Origin of the sequence: Martinezella multihospitum, from assembly GCF_900094585.1 — a bacterium.
Lineage (GTDB): Bacteria > Pseudomonadota > Alphaproteobacteria > Rhizobiales > Rhizobiaceae > Rhizobium > Rhizobium multihospitium.
The window spans coordinates 865,291-886,515 of record NZ_FMAG01000001.1; the positions used below are offsets into that span (position 1 = coordinate 865,291).

Genomic DNA, 21,225 nt, shown 5'->3' on the forward strand with positions numbered 1-21,225 from the left:
ATGGCCAGGAAGATCCGTGTGCTCATCGTCGACGATTCCGCCAGCGTCCGGCAGGTTATGACGCAGGTGCTGTCGGCCGATCCGGATATCGAGGTCATGGGCGCCGCCTCCGACCCCTTCATGGCGGCAAAGAAGATCCAGGAGGAAATTCCCGATGTCATCACCCTCGATGTCGAAATGCCGCGCATGGATGGCATCACCTTCCTGCGCAAGTTGATGGCTCAACGGCCGATCCCGGTCGTCATGTGCTCGTCGCTCACCGAGGCAGGTTCGGAAACCCTGATGCAGGCGCTGGAGGCAGGCGCCGTCGATATCATCCTCAAACCAAAGATCGCCGCCGCCGACCATCTGGCGGAAACCGCTGACATGATCCGGGAAGCGGTCAAGGGCGCCGCCGCAGCGCGGCTCGGCAGCGCTCGCCGCCGGATCGTGACCGCAGCCGAGCCGATGGCCAAGCTGACGGCCGATGCCGTTCTGCCGCCGCCGAGCGGTCGGGCGATGGCCAAGACGACGGAGATGATCGTTTGCGTGGGAGCCTCGACGGGCGGCACCGAGGCGCTTCGCGAAATGCTCAAGGCACTGCCGGCCAACACGCCGGGCATGGTCATCGTGCAGCATATGCCGGAGAAATTCACCGCCGCCTTCGCCAAGCGCCTGAACAGTCTTTGCGAGGTGGAAGTCAAGGAAGCCGAACACGGCGATGCGGTGTTGCGCGGCCACGTGCTGATCGCCCCCGGCGGCAAGCACATGCTCTTGGAGCGCCAGGGCGCTCGCTATGTCGTCGCGATCAAGGACGGCCCTCTCGTCTCCAGGCATCGCCCCTCCGTCGACGTGCTCTTCCGCTCCGCAGCACGCTCGGCAGCGGGAAACGCCATGGGCGTCATCATGACCGGCATGGGTGACGACGGTGCGCGCGGCATGAAGGAAATGCACGATGCCGGCGCCTTCACCGTGGCACAGGACGAGGAAACCTCCGTCGTCTTCGGCATGCCCAAGGAAGCGATCGCCCATGGCGGTGTCGACAGAACCGTCGGGCTGGATCAGATCGCTCGCGAAATCCTGGCAGCGGATAAGCGGCATTGATGATGTTGCCAGCTATCTCTTCGGCTGTTCCTATCCGGAACTAAGATGATCGGCTGAAGGGTTCTTTCAGAATATCCTCTCTTTAGCAACGCATGCGTTTATTTGCACTCAGTGAAAAACACGATAAGGTTTATTATTTACTGGACAGAATATCTTTGTGCGACGACGCTCTGTTTGTAACAAACAGAGGGGAATCCAATGAAGACCAAAGTAATAATTCTTTCCACCTTAGCCGGCCTAGCCGGATGCAATACATTACCCCGCATGCCCGACGCTCAACCCGAAAGTATAAACAAGCTGGCTGACATCGTTGAGTGCGAGATCCTGACCGTATTTAAAGAGAACAAGAGCCAGGGCGGCTTTGACTTCTCCAATTGGACATCGACTTATGCGATTACTCAAAATGTGACAGCAAACGACGACGCCAACGTCGATCCATTGAAATGGATAGCACCGGCAGGCGTCGACAAGCTTCTGTACTCTGCAAATGCCAGCGCTTCGCGTGAAGCCTATCGAAACGGTAAGGTCGAATATAGCGTCTTCGTGCTCGAGAAACGTTCAAAGGCATGCGCGAGAAAAGACACCTACAAAGATATACACGTCGACGTAAAAGACTTCAGACTGCGTGATTGGGTGTCTCAAGTTTCGCATCACACCGAGCGCCAAATGAATAGTTTCAGCTATTCCGTGAGAGTGACCGTCACCACGGGCGCGGGTGTGGGCGCTGACTTTGCCGACGGGAAATGGATCGCGACGGGCGGCATATCTCATGCCAGAACGACCATAGAGACGATTGATTTCACCTTTTCAGAGCTGCCGAAAACGCCGAAGCCAACAAGGGTCATCGTGGTCGCCCCCATTCCGGAAAGCCACACCCTGCCGCCGGGAAAAGAGCTTCAGGGCACTTCTCCTTATATTCTTAAATCGCCGAATATTCTAAATCTGCCATCAAAGAACGATGCCGGTAAGTCGACTCCTGTCGGGCCGAGAAGGGTGCCGGAGTCAGCAGTCGATCGCAATCGCGGCATCATGCAACTGCAGCAACTTGATCGCATTACGCCGGATTTCTTGAATAACTGATCCTTCGTTCATTCCGACATGGAGGGCTCGCTTTTTGCGAGCCTTCTTCCATAGCCAAGCTATATGGCGCGGCAGCTCCCAGTGATCGACGACAGAATATAGCAAATCGCCTAACTGGAAAAATACGGCCGAAGCGACACCTCGAAGCGCTTACAGCCGCTTGATCCGGTAGAGGGAGTTGACGGATTGGGCCTCATCCAAAAGGGTTTGTTAACCATAAATGAGTAACGATTTCCCCAAGCCATGACAGCTCCTAGCCCGCCCCATTGAGTTGCTCAATCCATCAGTCCAGGGAGTTCCCGTGGCCGTCCTGACCTTTGCCAACACCAAGGGCGGCGCCGGCAAGACCACTGCCGTCGTCATCGTTGCCTGCGAACTCGCCCGAATGGGCTTTTCAGTGGCCATTCTCGATGCGGACCCGCAATTGTGGATCTCCAAATGGCATGAGCGGCTAAGCGAAAGGGCACCTCCTTCGCTTTCCGTCGTGCCCTACGTGACGGCGGCCAATCTCGGCCAGCATGCGCGCAAGCTTCGCGCCGAGGTCGATTTCCTGCTCATAGACCTGCCCGGCGCCCGCAGCCCGCTGCTTGCACAGGCGCTCGGCTATTCGAACTACGTGCTCATTCCCGTGCAAGGCTCGGCCATGGATGCCGAAGGCGCCACCAATGTCATCGAGCTGCTGCAGTATCTGGAGGATCGGGCTGATATCCGCATCCCGCATTCGGTGGTTTTGACGCGCGTCAACCCAATGGTCACTACGCGCGCGCTGCAATCGGTGAAGGAGCTACTCTCCAGCCGCCGCGTCCATGTGATGTCCACGCCCATCATCGAACGCGCCGCCTATCGCGAAGTCTTCGGCTATGGCCAGACCCTTTATTCGATCGATCCCGAAACGGTGAGCAATCTCGACAAGGCGCAGCAGAACGCCCAGACGCTTGCCCAGGAAGTTCTGCGTCGCATCCTGCCCTATAGCGGCCACGCAACCGCACAGACGAAAACAGACGGACTCAAGCTATCGGCCTGACAAATCCTGTCCGCTGGCGCCGCCTGCACGACTGCTGCATTGGTTGCAAAATTTACGTGAGAAAAGATTTTTCGTTGACGGGTAGAGCGAGCCTACCTAGGCTCCTCATTGGTGGAGAACTTCCAAGACTCCGCCAATGGGGAGGACATCTTGGGACAGAAGCTTGAAGGCAAGGTCGCGCTGGTCACCGGCGCAAGCTCCGGTATCGGGCGCGCAACCGCATTGGCGCTCGGCGAAGAGGGAGCGAAGCTCGCACTTGTCGGCCGTTCTGCCGAACGGCTGCAAGCGGTGGCCGCCAAGGCCGATGGTGACGCGCTGGTGCTGCCGGCGGATCTCACCGAACCGGATGCGATCAAGAAGGTCGTCGACGCAACGATCGAGCGCTTCGGCCGGATCGACATTCTTCTGCCTAATGCCGGCCTCTATATTCCCGGCGACGTCGCCGAAGGCGATCCCGACGCCTGGGACGAGCTCATTGCCATCAACGTCAATTCGGTCTTCCGGCTGGCCCGCGCGGTGCTGCCAGGCATGATTGCCAAGGGCGGCGGACAGATCGTCGTCACCTCCTCAGTGGCTGGGCATCAGGCCATCCATTGGGAACCGATCTATTCGGCATCCAAGCACGCGATCCAGGCTTTCGTACATGGGCTGCGGCGACAGACGATGAAGCACAATATCCGCGTCGGCTCCGTCGCACCCGGCGTCGTGCTCAACGAACTCTGGGGCTATACCGATCCTGCCGCTATCGATGCCAAGGTTGCGGCGCGGGAGGGTTTGAGGTCGGAAGATGTGGCCGATGCGGTGCTCTTCATGCTGACGCGGCCGGCCAACGTCACCATCCGCGATCTGGTGATCCTGCCGCAGATCCAGGATATCTGAGCCTTGCCCGAATTCGACTATATCATCGTCGGTGGCGGTGCCGCGGGTTGCGTGCTTGCCAACCGCCTAAGCGAAGATCCGGCCACGAGCGTCTGCCTGGTCGAGGCGGGCATGGACCGCAATGCACGCAAGGCCATTGTGCGCATTCCGCTCGCGATGGTCACCTTCATGGCGCCGACGCTCGCTTTTCTCGGCGGGCCGAAATTCATGTCCTGGTTCGAAACCGAACCCGAACCCGGCCTGCAGGGCCGCTCGATCGCCCTGCCGCGCGGCAAGGGCACGGGAGGCTCCACGAACGTCAACGGCCAGATCTTCATCCGCGGCCAGCGCGAGGATTTCGACCATTGGCGCGACCTCGGCAATCCGGGCTGGGGCTATGACGACCTGCTGCCCCATTTCCGTAAGCTGGAGCGCTTCGAGATCCTGGCCGAACCGGCTTCCGCCAAGCACATTCACTTCGGCAACAAGCCGCTCGAGAAGCAGATCGACCCGGCCTATCACGGCGCGAACGGGCCATTGAACATCGCGCCGCTGCGCAGCGTCAATCCGATGGCGGAGGTGTTTCTGGAAGCGGCGCAACAGGCCGGCCACCCCCTAAACGCCGATTTCAACGGCGCGCGACAGAATGGCGTCGGCCTCTATACTTTCACGCAGAGGAATGGCGAACGCGTTACCGCCGAGGGCGCCTATCTCGACCCGGTGCGACATCGGCCGAACTTGACCGTAATGAGCGAGGCCGAGGTTACACGTATCGTGTTCGATGGCCGAAAGGCTACCGGCATTGCCTTCCGGCGAAATGGAGAGAGCGGAACGCTCGACGGCCGCGAAATCATCCTCTCGGCCGGCACCTTCGTGTCGCCGCATCTGCTGATGCTGTCGGGCATCGGCAACGCAAAAGATCTTATGCGCCTTGGCATTCCGGTCGTCGCGGATCTGCCCGGGGTCGGTGAGAACCTGCAGGATCATCTCGACGTCACCATCGAATATCGGGCGAAATCCATTGCGCCCTATGGCGTCTCCTGGCGTGCCCTGCCGCGCAATGTCGGCCATGTCCTCAACTGGGTTTTCAACAAGCGCGGCCTGTTCTCCTCGACCACAGGCGAAGGAGGCGGGTTCATCTCGACCGATCCCGAAAGCGACAGGCCCGATATCCAGCTCTTCTTCTGCACAGGCCGAGCCAATACGCAGGCGGCATCGGGCTTCACCGGCCACGGCTTCCTCATGCATGTCTGCCAGCTGCGGCCCGGGAGCATCGGGCGTGTCGCCCTGAAGAGTGCCGATCCCGACGAGAAACCCTCGATCCTCTATAATTTCTTCCGCGGCGACAGCACGATGAACGTGTTGCGCAAGGGTGTTCGGCTGGCACGTCGGATTGCGGCGCAAGCTCCGTTTGCGCCGCATCTCGATGCCGAAATCGACCCAGGACCGGAGATCGAAAGCGACGGCGCACTCGACGCCTTCATTCGCGAGCGTGTCGGCACGCTGTTTCATCCCGTCGGCACCTGCGCCATGGGACACGGAGAACGATCGGTCGTCGACCCCGCCACCATGCGGGTACATGGCGTGGAGGGCCTGCGCGTCGTCGACGCCTCAATCATGCCGAGCATCGTTTCAGGCAATACGGTCGCGGCCACTTATTGCCTTGCCGAGAAAGCCGCCGACCTGATCCGTGCGAGTTATGCCAGTCGCATCCCCACCTAGGAGGCGCAGTCGCTTCACCGACCCGCATTGCCGGCGCGCCAATTCCGGAAATCTCACGCCTTGACATACGCGGCATAGCCGCAAACATGGCGCGGCGGCTATTTGCCGATCGACTCAAACAGGTAGTTCTGAAAGATGCGCTCTTCCCTCTTGCTTTCGTTGCTCGTCTCCTTCGTTCCCCTCACCGCCGCCGCGGCCGGAACGCCATGCACCGATCTCATTGAGGGGAGTGCAATGATCCAGCATGCCGACGGCTTTGCCATTTCCGACCTGCATGATGGCTGCGCAGTTACGAATGGCCTTTTCAAATCCGGCAGCAGAGTGGGATGGACTTTCGAACGCGCCGAATTCAAGGGAGACGGATTAGCCGACTTCCTCAAGTCCATCGCAAGCAAGCCCGACCATCTGCCGACCTGGGGGCGGTTCTCGGTCGAAGGCGTGCGTTTTACGCCGATGCTCGACAACGCCATGGCGAATTACATTACGACGGTCCAACAATGGCCGATCGAGATGTCCGGTGCCTTCCGTTTCGATCCCAAGGATGGCTACCTGGATATTCAGGAGCTGGAGCTCACCAATCTGCGCCTCGGTAAAGCCTCGCTCTCGGCCGAGCTGAGCCTGCCCCAAAATGCAGGCATACCGGCTCTGATGCAAAATGGATCAGTCGGCCTCAGCCATCTGCGCTTCCGGCTCGATAATATGGGATTGTTCGAGGGTATGGCGGTGCCGTCGCTGGCTGCATTTCTGCAGCAGATGACCGGTTCGGACGATCCCGCCCAAGGCATCAACCAGTTGCGTGACACGACGGTCGCAGCACTGCAGGCACTACCTGACAGCCGGATCGATGCGGAATCGAAAAAGGCACTGCTGCGTTTCGTGCAGGATTTGCCTCATCCAACGGGCTTCTTCACACTCGACCTTGCCTTTGACAAGCCACTGCCGATCGGCACCCTCGGTCTCGACGCCGCCCAACTCGCGCAAACGGCCCTGGCGAGCGCGAAGATCTCCGTCAGCTACAAGGCGCGTTGACGTCAATCCCGGTATGAATCAAACCGACTTCACCTCGCCGCCATCCATGCGCAGGGCCGAGCCGGTCATCCAGTGCGCTCCCGGCGAGACCAGGAAAGCCATCAGTTCGGCGATCTCCTCCGGTTCGCCATAGCGGGCGATCCCGGCTTCCTGCGAGAACTTGGCTGTCGCCTCTTCCACGGTCATATCGTGCAGCGGCGCCCAATGTTCGAGATAGGACCGCCGCCTCCCGGTCATGACCGGGCCGGGCAGGACGCTGTTGACCTGAACGCCATCGGAAATGCCGCGGTCGGAGAAGGCCTTTGCCAGGGCGATGATTGCAGCATTGATCGTGCCGACTGCCGCATAAGGTGCCTTGGGAAATACAGCCGAATTGCCCGACATCAGCACGACCGAACCGCGCGTCTTCTTCAGCGCCGACCAGGCGGCGATGGTCAACCGGCGCGCGCCGTGCAGCTTTAAGGCCAAGCCGTCGTCCCATTGCTGATCCGTCATGTCGAAAAGGTCGATCTGAGGGACGGCACCGGCAATGTTCAGAAGCGCATCGATCCGGCCGAAGGCAGACAGCGTTGCATCAACAACGCTTTGGGCGGCCGCCGGTTCGGCAAGATCGGCGTCGATGACAAGCACTCTGCTGCCGGCCGCCTCGGCGGCCCTGGCCGTATCCTCCAGCTTGTCCTTGCTGCGGGCAACAAGAGCCAAGGCACCGAAATCTCGTGCAAGACGGATGGCGGTTGCCCGCCCAATTCCCTGGCTTGCACCGGTAATGATGGCGACAGTGTCGGACATGACGTTCCTCCTGATTTTGAAAGCAAGCTGACGCCCTATCGCACCGATCCGTGTCGGCGCGATAGGGCTTGATGTCAGCCAAGGAAGGCGCGGATTTCGGCCGCGATCTCGGCGGCATGCGTCTCAAGGGCAAAATGACCAGTATCAAGGAACTTGACGACCGCCCCGGGAGTGTCTCGGCGATAAGCCTCGGCGCCGGGCGGCAGGAAGAAGGGATCGTGCTTGCCCCAGACCGCCAAGAGACGCGGCTTATGGGTGCGGAAATAGTTCTGGAAGGTCGGATAGAGCGCGACGTTGCTCTTATAGTCGCCGAAGAGATCGAGCTGCACCTTTTCTGCACCGGGGCGGGCCAGATAGAGACTATCGAGCGAGTAGCCGTCCGGGGAGACCTTCGAGGCGTCGGGGACACCGTGCGTGTATTGCCACGCCGTCGCGTCCGGCTGCAGGAATGCCTTCAGTGCATTACGATTTTCCTCAGAGGCTTCGCGCCAATAGGCTTGGATCGGATTCCAACCTTCGCTCAAACCCTCTTCATAGGCGTTGCCGTTCTGGGAGATGATCGCCGTGATCCGCTCCGGATGCTTTACCGCCAGCCGGAAACCGGTCGGCGCACCATAGTCGAAAACATAGATGGCATAGCGGTCGAAACCGATGACCTCCGTGAAGCGATCGATCGTCTCGGCGATGCTGTCGAACGTGTTGCTGCCCTTCGGCGCATCGGATTGCCCGAAGCCCGGAAGATCCGGTGCGATGATGTGATAACGATCGGCCAGCAGCGGGATGAGATCGCGGAACATATGGCTGGAAGTCGGGAAGCCGTGCAGGAGCAGCAGCTTGTCTGCCCCTGGCGAGCCCGCCTCGCGGTAGAAGACCTTGACGCCTTCGACATTGACGGTGCGATAGCTGATATCAGTCATGATAAGGTCCTTTCATAACCTTTCTGATTGCACTTGTAGAGTTATAAATCGAGAATTCAGATAGTGGCGGCCGCATCTCGGATAATGTCGACAATGGCGGCCGGTGCCGTGACCATCGGCATATGATCAGCCGAGATGGAGCGCTGCTTCGCCTTCATACGCGCCGCCATGAAGCGCTGATTGTCGACGCGGATCATCCGGTCCTCCTCGGCGATCAGGAACCAGGTAGGACGATCCTTCCAGAGCGGACGGGCGACGGGGACGGTGATGCATGCTGGCGAGATCGGCCGTTGCGATGCAGCCAATATCGCCAGTTCGTCGGCCTTGGCGTTCTGTGCAAAGGCGGTCGCGAATGCGCCATGCGGAAGGTAGATCAGCTCGTGGCTGTCGGGCGCCAGTTTCGGCGCCTGCGAGTGAGGTTCGCCGCGATAGAAAACATCGGCGACCGTCTCTCCCTCATCCGGCGCAAGCGCGGCGACATAGATCAGCGCCCTTACTTTTTCGCTGCGAACAGCGGCGATAACCGCGCCGGCATAGGCATGACCGACCAGGATCACCGGTCCTTCCGTCCGCTCCAGCGTGCGTTCGAGCGCGGCGACATCCTCGGCAAAGGAAGTCAACGGCAATGGAGCGGCAGTTACCGGAAAGCCGGCGGCCGCCAACGGCGCGATCACTTTTGCCCAACCCGACCCATCCGCCCAGGCGCCATGGACAAGAACAATATCTGCATTTTGCGACGACATCAGCTTTCTCCCTGTGGCTCGAAATTCGTAACCGTTCAAATGACAACAATAGGGTTACGCTCGATATGCGTAACTTGTCAAGAGGCCTCTGATAGGTTATATGTCGACCATGTTTTCGAATGGCCATCCAACATCGTTGTCGACGGCCGCAAAGGGAGTAGTCCATGGACAACCACTCGCCCGCCATCTTCGTCGGCGACACGCTGGGACTGGATTTCCTCAATTCGGTCGCAACGCCTGTGGATGTGCCGATCGACTGGATTGATGATGGGGAGGGCTTGCTGCGCTGGCTGGAACAGGCCGGCCTGGTGCCTCGTGAGACGCTCGCTGCCATGCGCGAACGGGCGCTGCCCGGCGAACTCGACAAGGTTGCCGATCAGGCAAGAAGCCTGCGCGAATGGTTCAGGGCCTTCGTAAATTCTCGCAAAGGAAAACCGCTGACATCGGATGCCTTGAACGATCTGGAGCCACTGAATCGCCTGCTGGAACGCGACGAAGGTTTTGGTCGGATCGTCGCAAGGCAATCCGGCGAAGAAGGGCTCGGTTTTCAGCCGATGCGGAAATGGCGGTCGCCGGAATCGCTGCTATTGCCGATCGGCGAAGCGCTGGGCCGTTTTGTTTGCACCGAGGATTTCTCCGACGTGAAAGCCTGCGAAGGCCACACATGCACCTTGCTTTTCGTCGACCACACGCGCGGCCACCGCAGACGCTGGTGCAGCATGGCGATGTGCGGCAATCGTGCCAAGCAGGCGGCGCATCGGCACCGGCTCAAGCAGAGCTGACGCCCGTCACACAAAAGTGAAGGTTTAGCCGGAGCTAAGCGCAGCACGCTCCGGCCCGATCGTCGTTAAAGTCGGGCCGAAAGGCACCTATCGGCTCAGGCCGGATCCTCTCTGTGAAGATCGTGAATGGCGACGGCATCGTCGCTGAAGGGTGGCAGCAACCAGTCGGTGTGGCGCAGCGTGCGCTTGGTATCCTCGAGGCCCATGTCCCAATGCTCGCGCATCGAGGTGCCGGAGAATTCATAGTCCTTGGCGTGACCTTCGTAGTTCTTGTGCTGATAGATCAGATGCACGATGTTGACGACGCCGGCATCGGAATAATCGGCAATCAGCTCTTCCTCTTCCGGCGTCAGCTGATCCCTCGGAACACGCTTCAGCGCACTCAGGAGCTTCATTTTCAGCCCGTGAATGCGCTTGAAATTGTCGGTGTTCTGCCGCGTGCGGCTCGAATACATGATGTCCTTGTGGCGCGAAAGGACATCCGGCATGCTGCGCGGCAGGACGCCGCGGGCGCTGAAGAGATCAACCTGGAAGACGAGCGAGCTGCGATCCTCTTCCTGATCGAGCAGATATTGCAGCGGCGTGTTGGAAACGATGCCGCCGTCCCAGTAATATTCGCCCTCGATGCGGATGGACGGCAAGGCCGGCGGCAGGGCGCCGCTCGCCATGATGTGCTCGGGGCCAATGCGGATATTGTCGGTGTCGAAATAGACGAAGTTGCCGGTACGCACATTGACGGCACCAACGCTGAAACGCTTCTTGCCGTCGTTCAGCACGTCGAAATCGATCAGCATTTCCAGCGTCTTCTTGAGCTCTGCCGAGTCGTAGAAGCTGGTGGCACCCTCTGCGCCCGGTAGTTCGAACCAGGGGTTGGGGAAGCGCGGCTTGAAGAAGCCGGGCTGGCCCATGGTCATCGTCATCCACGAGCTGGTGCGGTTGCGGATATCGCGAAAGAAATCGCCTTCCGGCGTATAGGCCCAGATCTTGCGGCCGGAAATGATCTGCCAGAACTGCTCCAGACGCTGCAGACGCCGGCTTGGCTCGTTGCCGGCGATGATCGCGGCATTGACCGCACCGATCGAGACGCCCGAAAGCCAGGTCGGCTCGCATCCCGCTTCGGCAAGCGCCTGGTAGACGCCGGCCTGATAGGCGCCGAGCGCGCCGCCACCCTGGAATACCAGGGCGACGCGATCATATTGCGTGGCAATTTCCGGGATAGTCGGGGCTGCGGCCTTGGTGTTTCGTTCAAGCACGATCCGTCTCCAGCATGAAATGGCAATGAGGTTTGGTTATCTGCGCTCTGCGAGATAGTCGTGAACGACTTCGCCGAGGCCGAGCGTCAGATCGGCGGTAAAATGAACCGCGGAAACCACTTCCAGCACGGGGAGCCGCGCGACGTCGGCCATGACATGCGGCCGAAGATCGAGGGCAGCCGGCGAAGTCCAGGCTTCCTTGATGGTGATATCGGTCAAATAGTAGCGCACCAGCTCGCAGATACGCGGGGTGGCGTCGACATGCGGCACGATCTTGATCAGGAAATTCGGCTCCGAGAGAGCGGACAGAAGCGGTCCCTGGTCGACCGGCTTGTGCTTGTAGCCCATCGTCCCAGTTGCGCAAAGGACGCTGCCGTAATGCAGCGTGCCGACGATGACCTCGCCCTCATTGACGATCTTCGGACTGGCAAGCTTCTTCGGAAAGCCCCAGATCTCGCGGCCGCCGGTAATCGGCGCATCGTCGTCGAGATACATGGAGTGGACATAACCACCTTTCTGTCCGCGATACGTGACGGGGATGACTTGCCCGGTCTCCGTATAATCGCCAAAGCCGGTGGAATCGGGCATGCGGATGAATTCGTATTTCACCAGCGGCTCGTCGATTTCGAGCGGCGCGGGCACGACGGCCTCAAGAGCCTCACGCGAGGTGCGGTAGGTGATGATGATATATTCGCGATCGAAGAACCGATAGGGTCCCGGAGGATAGGAGGGGTTGGTCAGCGGCATCGCATAGGCATGCTTGAGAATGTCTTCGACCTTCATTGTATTTTCCGTCGTTGGAGGAAATCGCCGGGCACCGGCGCGAAAACTTGCACGGTTGCATGACAGAGAAGTGTCAGGTGTCGAAGGCTTGCGGCACCGGGCAAAATTGCACTGTTATCAAAGCGACATACGAGGCTGGCAGTGTGCGCTCATCTTGGCATTTTCCATTTGCTCAACCATGTCATAGACATTGCAGGAGTTGCATCATGGGTTCGTTGACTTCGAAGAATGCGCTGGTCACCGGTTCGACGAGCGGTATCGGGCTTGCGATTGCGCGCGCCTTTGCCGCCGAAGGCGCGAACGTCACGATCAATGGCCTCGGCGACGCCGATGCGATCGAAAAGGAACGCGCGGCCATCGAGGCCGATTTCGGCGTGAAGTGCCGCTATTCCGGCGCCAACATGATGAATGGCGAAGAAGTCACCGCCATGGTACACGAGGCCGAAGAAGCCTTCGGCAGTCTCGATATTCTCGTCAACAATGCCGGCATCCAGTTCGTCGCCCCGATCGAGGAGTTCCCCGACGACAAGTGGGAAGCGATCATCCGCATCAACCTGCTGGCCGCCTTCTACGCCATCAAGGCTGCCATCCCCGGCATGAAGGCGCGCAAATGGGGGCGCATCATCAATACGTCTTCGGCACACGCACTGGTCGCCTCGCCCTTCAAGTCGGCCTATGTTTCGGCCAAGCACGGCATTACCGGCCTCACCAAGACGATCGCTCTCGAAGCTGCTCAGAACGGTGTGACGGTCAACTCCATCGCCCCCGGCTATGTCTGGACGCCGCTCGTCGAGAAGCAGATCCCCGAGACCATGAAGGCACGCAACATGACGGAAGAGCAGGTCAAGCATGACGTGCTTTTGGCCGCGCAGCCGACGAAGGAATTCGTGACCGTCGATGAAGTGGCCGCGATTGCCGTCTTCCTCTGCGGCGACGCCGCCAAGCAGATTACCGGCACGACGCTTTCCGTCGACGGCGGCTGGACCGCCGAGTAATGCCGAAACACAGCCGGCACATGCCTGAGCAGCGTGCCGGCTCTCTGCGGCCCCAAGGGCTGCAGCATCAACATGAAAAGAGAGCAGGAGGCCCGCAATGACCGAAGAAAACCAGGACCCTCTCAGCCGCATCAAGGATGAGATCGTCGACAGCTTCGACGAAGAGCTGGAGATGCAGCTCGAAGAGGATCGTCTCGACGAGCTGGTTGCCGAAGGCCTGATCAGCGAAGGCGAGGCGACGCTTGACCGCAGGGTCTATTTCCGCGAACTCTTCCGCCTGCAGCATGAGCTGGTGCGCCTGCAGGACTGGGTGCAGTACAAGAAGCTCAAGGTCGTCGTGCTGTTCGAAGGCCGCGATTCCGCCGGCAAGGGCGGCGCCATCAAGCGCGTCACCCAGCGTCTCAATCCGCGCATCTGCCGCGTCGTCGCGCTGCCGGCACCGACCGAGCGCGAGAAGCACCAGTGGTATTTTCAGCGCTATGCCGCCCATCTGCCGACGGCAGGCGAAATGGTGCTGTTCGACCGCAGCTGGTATAACCGCGCTGGTGTCGAGCGCGTCATGGGTTTCTGCTCGTCGGAAGAGCTGGAAGAGTTCTTCCGCTCGGTGCCGGATTTCGAGCGGATGCTGGTTCGCTCCGGCATCATTCTCCTCAAATACTGGTTCTCGATCACCGACGAGGAACAGGAATTCCGTTTCAACATGCGCATTCAGGACCCGCTGAAGCAGTGGAAGCTTTCGCCGATGGATCTGCAGAGCCGCGTGCATTGGGAAGAATACACCAAGGCCAAGGAAGAGATGCTTGAGCGCACCCATATTCCGGAAGCGCCGTGGTGGGTCGTCCATGCCGTCGACAAGAAGAGGGCACGCCTCAACTGCATCGCGCATCTGCTGACGCAGATCCCTTACGAGGCGGTTCCGAAGCCGGAAATCATCCTGCCGGAGCGCATGCGCAACGCCGATTACCATCGCACGCCGGTGCCGCCGGAAATGTACGTGCCGGAAATCTACTGACGACATCAACTGGACGGGCTCGCTTCAGCGAGCCCGCCATCCATCAAAGACTATAGCAAGCGGCACCGCAACTGATGATATGATGCGAATCTAAAATTCGTGTCGTCGGCTGAGGAGACCGTCATGACTGCGCCGCATCCGTCCAAAACGCATATCGGCAACCACCCCCTCCATCCCGAAACCCAGATGCTGAATTACGGCTACGACCCCGAGCTCTCCGAGGGCGCAGTCAAGCCGCCTGTCTTCCTGACTTCCACCTTCGTCTTCAAATCGGCCGAAGACGGTCGCGATTTCTTCAATTACATCTCCGGCCGCACCGAACCGCCAGCAGGCACTGGCGTCGGGCTCGTCTATTCGCGCTTCAACCACCCGAATAGCGAAATCGTCGAGGATCGTCTCGCCGTCTATGAAAAGGCAGAAAGCGGCGCGCTGTTTTCCTCCGGCATGTCGGCCATCGCGACAACCCTTCTCACCTTTGCACGACCGGGCGACGCGATCCTGCATTCGCAGCCACTCTATGGCGGCACCGAAACGCTGGTCGCCAAGACATTCCTCAATCTCGGAGTGGCCGCAGTCGGTTTCGCCGATGGCGTCAACGAAAGCTCGGTGACGGCAGCTGCCAAGGAGGCCATGGCCAAAGGCCGCGTCTCGGTCATTCTTGTGGAAACGCCGGCCAACCCCACCAACAGCCTCGTCGATATCGCCATGATCCGCCGTGTGGCCGATGCCATCGGCAGGAAGCAGGGACACACGCCGATCATCGCCTGCGACAACACGCTGCTGGGGCCTGTCTTCCAGCGGCCGATCGAGCACGGGGCCGATATCTCCCTCTATTCGCTGACCAAATATGTCGGCGGCCATTCCGATCTGATCGCGGGTGCCGCCCTCGGCTCAAAAGCCGTCATCAAACAGGTGAAGGCACTGCGCGGAGCGATCGGTACCCAGCTCGATCCGCATTCCTGCTGGATGCTCGGACGATCGCTGGAAACGCTGCAGATCCGCATGGAACGGGCAAACAGCAATGCCCGGGCGGTCGCCGATTTCCTGCGGGATCATCCGAAGGTCGAGCAGATCCACTATCTGCCCTATACCGATCCGTCCTCGGCAACGGGCCGCACCTTCGCCGCCCAGTGCAGCGGTGCGGGTTCCACCTTCTCCTTCGATATCAAGGGCGGCCAGCCGGCATCGTTCAAATTCCTGAACGCACTGCAGATCTTCAAACTTGCCGTCAGCCTCGGCGGCACGGAATCGCTCGCTTCCCATCCCGCAACCACGACGCATTCCGGCGTACCCGTCGACGTGCGCCATCGCATCGGCGTGCTGGAATCGACGATCCGCCTGTCGATCGGCATCGAGCATCCTGACGATCTGATCGCCGATCTCGCCGCCGCCCTCGACGCCGCCTGATAAAGCCCACGCGGGCAAAAAGGCTAGGAGCGAGATAGATCAGGGCTGCACGGCCAGGAGGTTGGCATCGCGTGCGAGGCGCCACTCACCGTCAGCCTCCTTGCGCAGAAGCGTGAGCGTATAGCCCGATCGATGAACGGCGTCGCCACCCGGCGGTGTCACTGTCATGTCGATATGATTGCGGATATAGGCCCAGTCGCCGAGCACCTGCAGCTCGATGATCTCGCTCGTACCCTCCATCTTCATGCCTTCCATGCCTTTGGAAGCCGCGGCAAATGCCTCCTTGCCGAAGGGCTGCTGGCCGGGAACCATGAAGATGACATCGTCCGTCATCAGCCTAAGCACCGTGGCCGTATCGCCCGCCTTGCTCGCGGCAGTCCAGGTTTCCACGACTTTCCGGATTGCCTTTTCGTCGTCAGTCATTCCGAATTCTCCTCTATAGGCGCCGCCGCTACCCGGTGGCTGCGATCTGACCGGTCAGATGCGGCCTGTATTGAGGGACCACCGTCTCCTCCAGGAGCGCCTGCAGCCAGTCGGCGAAAACATGAACGCGGCGGGAGAGATGCCTGCGATGCGGATAGAGCAACGTCATCTGCAGCGGTTCCGCTCGATGATTTGGCATGACCTCGACAAGCTCGCCCGCCTCTAGATGTTGGCGTAGGTCGTAGGCCGGATTCTGGATCAGCCCCAGGCCCGCAACGCAGCAGGCGATATAGGCCTCGGCGCTGTTGACGGTCACGCGGCTTCGCATCGGCAGGCTGCGCAATACCCCGTCTTCCAGCCATTCCCAGGGTTCGGTTCGCCCTGTCGAGGGCGAGGCATAATTCACGGCCCAATGGCGGTCGAGATCTTCGGGCGTCTGTGGCATGCCGTGCTTCGACAGATAATCGGGGCTGGCGACATTGATGAGCGGCAATTTTCCGATCGGCCGGGCAATCAGTCCTGAATCAACAAGCGGACCGACGCGCAACACGCAATCGACGCTGTCCTCCACGAGATTGACGGCACGGTCGGTAACGCCGAGATCCACTTCGATATCGGGGAACTGATCGAGAAACGACGGCAGCGCCGGCGCTATGATCAGGCGGCCGATGCGGCCCGGCACATCCGTCCGCAATTTACCGGATGGTTTGGCGTCACTCTGGCGAAACAGGCTCTCCGTCTCCTCGACATCGGCAATCACCCTCAAGCAGCGGTCGTAGAAGGCCGCGCCATCCTGCGTTGGCGACACCTTGCGCGTACTGCGGTGGAGCAGTCGCGCGCCGACGCGGCCTTCCAGCTCGATGACGGCAGCAGAGACCGAGGAACGCGGCAAGCCCAGCGTATCCGCTGCGCGGGTGAAGCTGCTGCATTCCACGACGCGGGTAAAAATCCTGAAAAGGTCGATGCGATCCAAAGCTATACCGCCATTGTCCGTGAATTCTGACAGATGATGTCAAAATAGACTGCTTTATCGGCAAATTCCAGACGATAGATTTACCTCAGGAAGGGCGGCACGGTGCCGTCCCACTTCCCAAGGAGGCTCTTTCATGACCGATCATTCGATCAAGGGAAAAACCGTCATCATCGCCGGCGGCGCCAAGAATCTCGGTGGCCTGATCGCCCGCGACTTCGCAGCGCACGGCGCAAAGGCGATTGCCATCCACTACAACAGCGCCGCCACCAAGGCCGATGCCGATGCGACGGTTGCCGCCATCAAGGCAGCCGGTGCCGAAGCTGCCGCATTCCAGGCCAATCTCACGACAGCAGGCGCGGTGGAGAAACTCTTCGCCGAGGCAGTCGCCGCCTTCGGCCGTCCCGATATTGCGATCAACACGGTCGGCAAGGTGCTGAAGAAGCCGATCGTCGATATCTCCGAGGCAGAGTACGACGAGATGAGTGCCGTCAACTCGAAATCGGCCTTCTTCTTCTTAAAGGAGGCCGGCAAATCGCTCAACGACAACGGCAAAATCTGCACGCTTGTCACGTCGTTGCTCGGCGCCTTCACACCGTTCTATTCAAGCTATGCCGGGACCAAGGCGCCGGTGGAGCACTTTACCCGCGCTGCGGCCAAGGAATTCGGCGATCGCGGCATCTCGGTAACCGCGATCGGCCCTGGCCCGATGGATACGCCCTTCTTCTATCCGGCGGAAAGCACCGATGCGCAGACCTATCATAAGGGTGCTGCTGCTCTCTCGAAGTTTTCGAAGACCGGCCTTACCGATATCGAGGATATCGTGCCCTATATCCGCTTCCTGGTCTCTGACGGCTGGTGGATGAGCGGACAGACTATTCTCGTCAATGGCGGCTATACGACAAAGTAAGCGGGTCGGAGCTGCTTCCAGCCTGTCGAAAAAGCAGCCTATTCCGACCCGTCCTTCAGCTTAGCGGCGCGCAGCGCGTCGCTGAGTTCCATTCTGGCGGTTCCGATCAGCTGCTCCATGGCAAAACGTGCTGCATCGGGCCGGCGCATGCGGATCGCATCCAGGACATCCTGATGGCGCGCGATCGCGTAATCATGCGACTGGCTGGCCCGATTGGTCAGGCGAAAACTCGCGAGCAAAGCGGCGCGGATCGCAGTGGCGAACTGCCGGAAAACCCAGTTGCCGCTGGCATTGATGATCGCGGTATGAAACTCCAGATCCGCCTGGCTCCATGCCTCGTTGTCGCGGGCATTGGCAGCGACCATATCCTCGAAGGCCTCGGCAATCTGTGCGAGCTGCTTTGCGGTGGCATTGGCGGCGGCCTGTGCGGCGGCGGCGGGTTCCAGCACTTGCCGCGCGTCGAGCAGGGAATCGTAGAAGCTGCGGTCGTTGCTGAGTGCCAGCGTGGCATCGAGAACCAGCGGGTCCAGATAGTTCCAGTTTTCCCGCGGAAGGACCGTGGTGCCGGCGCGGGTGCGCGAACGGACCATCCCTAGCGCCGACAAATATTGCATGGCTTCGCGCAGGCTGGTGCGGCTGACGCCATAGACCTCGGAAAGTTCGGCTTCATTGGGAAGGATCGAGCCCTCGGCAAGAGCACCCGATACGATCTGGCCGATGAGCTTCTTCAACAGCTCCTCGCGCACGGTACGCCTTCCCTGTTCAGGCGCGGCCCCGGCCTGCGTCGTCCGTAAAGACCCCAAACGCGTACTCATCCCTAGCACTCCCTTCCGCTGGCCCGGCAGCGATCATGAGCGGCACTCCGCCCCGGCATCAATGTGCAACTGCAAGCCCGATAAACTTCTCCCCAAACTTCTCCAAGGAAATCTGACCGTTACACGCGACTGCCACGCCCTGCCGCCGACGAGCGCAGATTGTCAAGCAGAACGGCGATCAGCAGAATGCAGCCACGGACAAGATATTGATAGAAGGCCTGGATATTGAGCAGGTTCATCACATTCTCGGCGATGCCCATGATGAGGACGCCGACGATCACGCCGGTCATCGCCGCACGGCCACCAGCAAGAGAGACGCCGCCAAGCACGCAGGCCGAAATGACGGAGAGTTCGAGCCCGGTTGCCGCATTCGGCTGGCCCGAGGTGATGCGCGAGGCAAGCAGGATGCCGGCAATGGCGCAGACGAGGCCCTGCAAGGCGAAGATCCAGATCCGCATGTTGACGACATTGACGCCGGCGAGGCGCGACGCCTCTGGATTGCCGCCGATCGCAAGCGTGTTCTTGCCGAAAACAGTGCGGTTCAGCGTGAAGCCGAAGATGATAAAGAGCGCAACCATGATCCAGATCGGCGTCGGCACCGTCAGGAAGCGTGACAACGCCAGCTGGTAGAAGGCCGGATCGTTGATGCCGACGGCGCGGCCATCAGACGCGATCAGGGCGAGGCCGCGCACGATCTGCATGGTGGCAAGCGTCGTGATCAGCGCGTTGATGCGGAACTTGGCGATAACAACGCCATTGACGACACCGACGACGCTGCCGCAGATCAGCGCGGCCACGAGCCCGAGCGGAATGGAACCGGTGGAGTTCGACACCATGACGGCGATCATGCCCGAGAAGGCAACAGTCGAGCCGACCGAGAGATCGAAGTCGCGCGAGGCCAGGCAGAACATCATCGTGCAGGCAACGATGCCGATGGTCACCACCGATTGCAGCAGACCGAGCATGTTGCGCTCCGTCAGGAAGCTCGGCACGAAGAGCGACACGATCACGAAGGCGATCGCGAAGATCACCACGAGGCCCTGTTCGCCGAGGAGGATTTTTTTCAACGAATTCATCGTTACCATTCCTGAATTAGAGTGTGCCGGCGGCGTTCTTGTCGGGCAGCGCTGCGGTCAGAATTGACCGCTCGTCGAAATCGGCACGGCCGACATCGGCGGCGACGCGCCCCTGGCACATGACCATGATGCGATCTGAAATACCCATGACCTCCGGAAGCTCGCTGGAGATGACGACGATCGCCATGCCGCCAGCCGCCAGCTCATAGAGAATTTCATAGATTTCCGACTTGGCGCCGACATCGATGCCCCGCGTCGGCTCGTCGATGACGAGAACTTTGACGCCCTGCTCGGAAAGCCAGCGGCCGAGGATGACCTTCTGCTGATTGCCGCCCGAGAGATTGACGATATCCTGCCTGCGCGAGGGTGTGCGGACTCTGAGCTTGGCGATGAACTGCTCGGCGACCGAAGCTTCCTTCTTCGGATTGAGGATGCCGAAAGGCGAGAAATGCCGCCGCGAGGAGATGGCGATATTCTCCTCGATCGATCGCCCCTGAATGATGCCGTCGAACTTTCGATCCTCAGGGCAAAGAACCATGCCGGCACTGATGGCGGCCTTTGGGTTGTTGGGCGCGACGGCGACGCCATCTATTGCAACACTGCCCTGATGGCGATGATCGGCGCCGTAGAGAAGCCGGGCCATCTCGCTTCGGCCGGCGCCGATCAGGCCGAAAAAGCCAAGGATTTCGCCTCTGCGAACCGAGAAGCTGACGGGATTGCGCAGCTTCGAACCGGAGAGCGCCTTGACGTCCAGACGTACCTCACCAAGCGGGCGTTCGCGCCAACCCCAGATATTGCTGATTTCACGGCCGACCATCTGCGAGATGATCTGCTCGCGCGTCGTATCCGCAATCTTCGGATGATGGGCCGCAAGCTTGCCGTCGCGCAGCACGGTGAGGCTATCGCAGAGCCGGAAGATCTCATCCAGGCGATGGGAGACATAGAGGATGACGGTGCCGTTGGACCTCAACCGGTCGATGAGGGAAAACAGGATTTCGCTCTCGCGGGAGGAAAGCGAGGAGGTCGGCTCGTCGAGTGCAATCACCCGCGCATCGACCATGACGGCCTTGGCGATTTCCACCATCTGGCGCGCGCCGATCGACAGCGAGGAAACCTTGGCCGCAGGATCGACATCGATGCCGATTTCCCTGAGCTTGGTGCGAACGGTCTCGATCAGCGTCTTGCCATCGATTACGCCGACTTTGCCGGGAAAACGGCCGAGCCAGAGGTTTTCGGCAACGGTCAGTTCCGGCACCAGCTGCAGTTCCTGGTGAATGACGATGACGCCGGCATGAAAGGCATCGCGCACGGAGCTGTAGTGCTGCTCAACGCCATCGATGACAATGCTGCCGCTATCTGCCGCCTGATCGCCCGAGAGCACCCGGATCAGCGTCGATTTGCCGGCGCCGTTCTCCCCCATCAGCCCATGGACTGCGCCTCTCTCGACATCGAATGAGACGTCCGACAATGCCTGGACACCCGGGTAGCCCTTGGAAATGCCCTTGAATTCAAGGAAAGCCATGCTTGCTCCATCGAGAGAAAGTCCGGCGGCAA

The 21,225-nt window shown here is 60.2% G+C and carries 21 protein-coding genes; 11 read left to right on the forward strand and 10 right to left on the reverse strand.

Annotated elements, in window-relative coordinates; translation table 11 throughout:
- The 6 genes from GA0061103_RS03895 to GA0061103_RS03920 all read left to right on the forward strand — a co-directional run bounded on the left by GA0061103_RS03895 (position 1) and on the right by GA0061103_RS03920 (position 6,796).
- Complete coding sequence (locus tag GA0061103_RS03895; RefSeq protein WP_092707252.1) at positions 1 to 1,083, forward strand: protein-glutamate methylesterase/protein-glutamine glutaminase; 1,083 nt, start codon at positions 1 to 3, stop codon at positions 1,081 to 1,083.
- Positions 1,084 to 1,281: 198 nt separating this feature from the next.
- The gene (locus tag GA0061103_RS03900; RefSeq protein WP_092707254.1) at positions 1,282 to 2,163 is read left to right on the forward strand and encodes a hypothetical protein; all 882 of its coding nucleotides are present in this window, start codon (positions 1,282 to 1,284) and stop codon (positions 2,161 to 2,163) included.
- 301 nt (positions 2,164 to 2,464) lie between these two features.
- On the forward strand, positions 2,465 to 3,187 hold the full coding sequence (locus GA0061103_RS03905) for a ParA family protein (RefSeq protein WP_092707256.1): 723 nt from the start codon (positions 2,465 to 2,467) through the stop codon (positions 3,185 to 3,187).
- 150 nt (positions 3,188 to 3,337) lie between these two features.
- Positions 3,338 to 4,066 carry an SDR family oxidoreductase gene (locus GA0061103_RS03910; RefSeq protein ID WP_167376519.1) on the forward strand — a complete coding sequence of 243 codons (729 nt, stop codon included), beginning with the start codon at positions 3,338 to 3,340 and terminating at the stop codon, positions 4,064 to 4,066.
- A gap of 3 nt (positions 4,067 to 4,069) precedes the next feature.
- Positions 4,070 to 5,767 (forward strand): GMC family oxidoreductase, encoded by a 1,698-nt coding sequence (locus GA0061103_RS03915; RefSeq protein WP_092707260.1) that lies wholly within the window; start codon positions 4,070 to 4,072, stop codon positions 5,765 to 5,767.
- A 234-nt stretch (positions 5,768 to 6,001) separates the two neighbouring features.
- Entirely contained in the window at positions 6,002 to 6,796 is a 795-nt protein-coding gene (locus GA0061103_RS03920) for a hypothetical protein (RefSeq protein ID WP_092707262.1), read from the forward strand.
- An 18-nt stretch (positions 6,797 to 6,814) separates the two neighbouring features.
- Here the strand turns inward: GA0061103_RS03920 and GA0061103_RS03925 are convergent, their stop codons facing one another.
- The 3 genes from GA0061103_RS03925 to GA0061103_RS03935 all read right to left on the reverse strand — a co-directional run bounded on the left by GA0061103_RS03925 (position 6,815) and on the right by GA0061103_RS03935 (position 9,245).
- Entirely contained in the window at positions 6,815 to 7,585 is a 771-nt protein-coding gene (locus GA0061103_RS03925) for an SDR family oxidoreductase (protein ID WP_092707263.1), read from the reverse strand.
- Between the two features lie 74 nt (positions 7,586 to 7,659).
- Positions 7,660 to 8,502 carry an alpha/beta fold hydrolase gene (locus GA0061103_RS03930; RefSeq protein WP_092707265.1) on the reverse strand — a complete coding sequence of 281 codons (843 nt, stop codon included), beginning with the start codon at positions 8,500 to 8,502 and terminating at the stop codon, positions 7,660 to 7,662.
- 56 nt (positions 8,503 to 8,558) lie between these two features.
- Positions 8,559 to 9,245, reverse strand: a complete 687-nt coding sequence (locus tag GA0061103_RS03935) for an alpha/beta fold hydrolase (protein ID WP_092707267.1) — start codon at positions 9,243 to 9,245, stop codon at positions 8,559 to 8,561.
- 164 nt (positions 9,246 to 9,409) lie between these two features.
- On the opposite strand from GA0061103_RS03935, the gene GA0061103_RS03940 reads away from it, so the two are divergent.
- Positions 9,410 to 10,027, forward strand: a complete 618-nt coding sequence (locus tag GA0061103_RS03940; RefSeq protein WP_092707269.1) for a CGNR zinc finger domain-containing protein — start codon at positions 9,410 to 9,412, stop codon at positions 10,025 to 10,027.
- 95 nt (positions 10,028 to 10,122) lie between these two features.
- On the opposite strand, the gene GA0061103_RS03945 is transcribed toward GA0061103_RS03940, so the two are convergent.
- Positions 10,123 to 11,280, reverse strand: coding sequence for a patatin-like phospholipase family protein (locus tag GA0061103_RS03945; protein WP_092707271.1), 1,158 nt, complete (start codon positions 11,278 to 11,280; stop codon positions 10,123 to 10,125).
- A gap of 36 nt (positions 11,281 to 11,316) precedes the next feature.
- Positions 11,317 to 12,063, reverse strand: coding sequence for an acetoacetate decarboxylase (locus GA0061103_RS03950; RefSeq protein ID WP_075852790.1), 747 nt, complete (start codon positions 12,061 to 12,063; stop codon positions 11,317 to 11,319).
- 206 nt (positions 12,064 to 12,269) lie between these two features.
- On the opposite strand from GA0061103_RS03950, the gene GA0061103_RS03955 reads away from it, so the two are divergent.
- The 3 genes from GA0061103_RS03955 to GA0061103_RS03965 all read left to right on the forward strand — a co-directional run bounded on the left by GA0061103_RS03955 (position 12,270) and on the right by GA0061103_RS03965 (position 15,477).
- On the forward strand, positions 12,270 to 13,058 hold the full coding sequence (locus GA0061103_RS03955; protein WP_047635496.1) for a 3-hydroxybutyrate dehydrogenase: 789 nt from the start codon (positions 12,270 to 12,272) through the stop codon (positions 13,056 to 13,058).
- A 97-nt stretch (positions 13,059 to 13,155) separates the two neighbouring features.
- A complete protein-coding gene (ppk2, locus tag GA0061103_RS03960; protein WP_092707273.1) occupies positions 13,156 to 14,070 on the forward strand; it encodes a polyphosphate kinase 2 in 915 nt (304 codons plus the stop codon).
- A gap of 123 nt (positions 14,071 to 14,193) precedes the next feature.
- Positions 14,194 to 15,477 carry a cystathionine gamma-synthase family protein gene (locus tag GA0061103_RS03965; RefSeq protein ID WP_092707275.1) on the forward strand — a complete coding sequence of 428 codons (1,284 nt, stop codon included), beginning with the start codon at positions 14,194 to 14,196 and terminating at the stop codon, positions 15,475 to 15,477.
- Positions 15,478 to 15,516: 39 nt separating this feature from the next.
- Here the strand turns inward: GA0061103_RS03965 and GA0061103_RS03970 are convergent, their stop codons facing one another.
- Positions 15,517 to 15,900, reverse strand: a complete 384-nt coding sequence (locus tag GA0061103_RS03970; RefSeq protein WP_092707277.1) for a YybH family protein — start codon at positions 15,898 to 15,900, stop codon at positions 15,517 to 15,519.
- Between the two features lie 28 nt (positions 15,901 to 15,928).
- Entirely contained in the window at positions 15,929 to 16,873 is a 945-nt protein-coding gene (locus GA0061103_RS03975) for a LysR family transcriptional regulator (RefSeq protein ID WP_092707279.1), read from the reverse strand.
- A gap of 133 nt (positions 16,874 to 17,006) precedes the next feature.
- On the opposite strand from GA0061103_RS03975, the gene GA0061103_RS03980 reads away from it, so the two are divergent.
- Positions 17,007 to 17,780: an SDR family oxidoreductase gene (locus GA0061103_RS03980; protein ID WP_092707281.1), complete on the forward strand. Its 774-nt coding sequence runs from the start codon at positions 17,007 to 17,009 to the stop codon at positions 17,778 to 17,780.
- A 38-nt stretch (positions 17,781 to 17,818) separates the two neighbouring features.
- Here GA0061103_RS03980 and GA0061103_RS03985 read toward each other — a convergent pair whose 3' ends face one another.
- The 3 genes from GA0061103_RS03985 to araG all read right to left on the reverse strand — a co-directional run bounded on the left by GA0061103_RS03985 (position 17,819) and on the right by araG (position 21,193).
- Positions 17,819 to 18,595, reverse strand: a complete 777-nt coding sequence (locus GA0061103_RS03985; protein ID WP_092707283.1) for a FadR/GntR family transcriptional regulator — start codon at positions 18,593 to 18,595, stop codon at positions 17,819 to 17,821.
- A 119-nt stretch (positions 18,596 to 18,714) separates the two neighbouring features.
- Entirely contained in the window at positions 18,715 to 19,671 is a 957-nt protein-coding gene (araH, locus tag GA0061103_RS03990) for an L-arabinose ABC transporter permease AraH (RefSeq protein WP_092707285.1), read from the reverse strand.
- A 16-nt stretch (positions 19,672 to 19,687) separates the two neighbouring features.
- A complete protein-coding gene (araG, locus tag GA0061103_RS03995; protein ID WP_092707287.1) occupies positions 19,688 to 21,193 on the reverse strand; it encodes an L-arabinose ABC transporter ATP-binding protein AraG in 1,506 nt (501 codons plus the stop codon).
- Positions 21,194 to 21,225 lie beyond the last annotated feature (32 nt).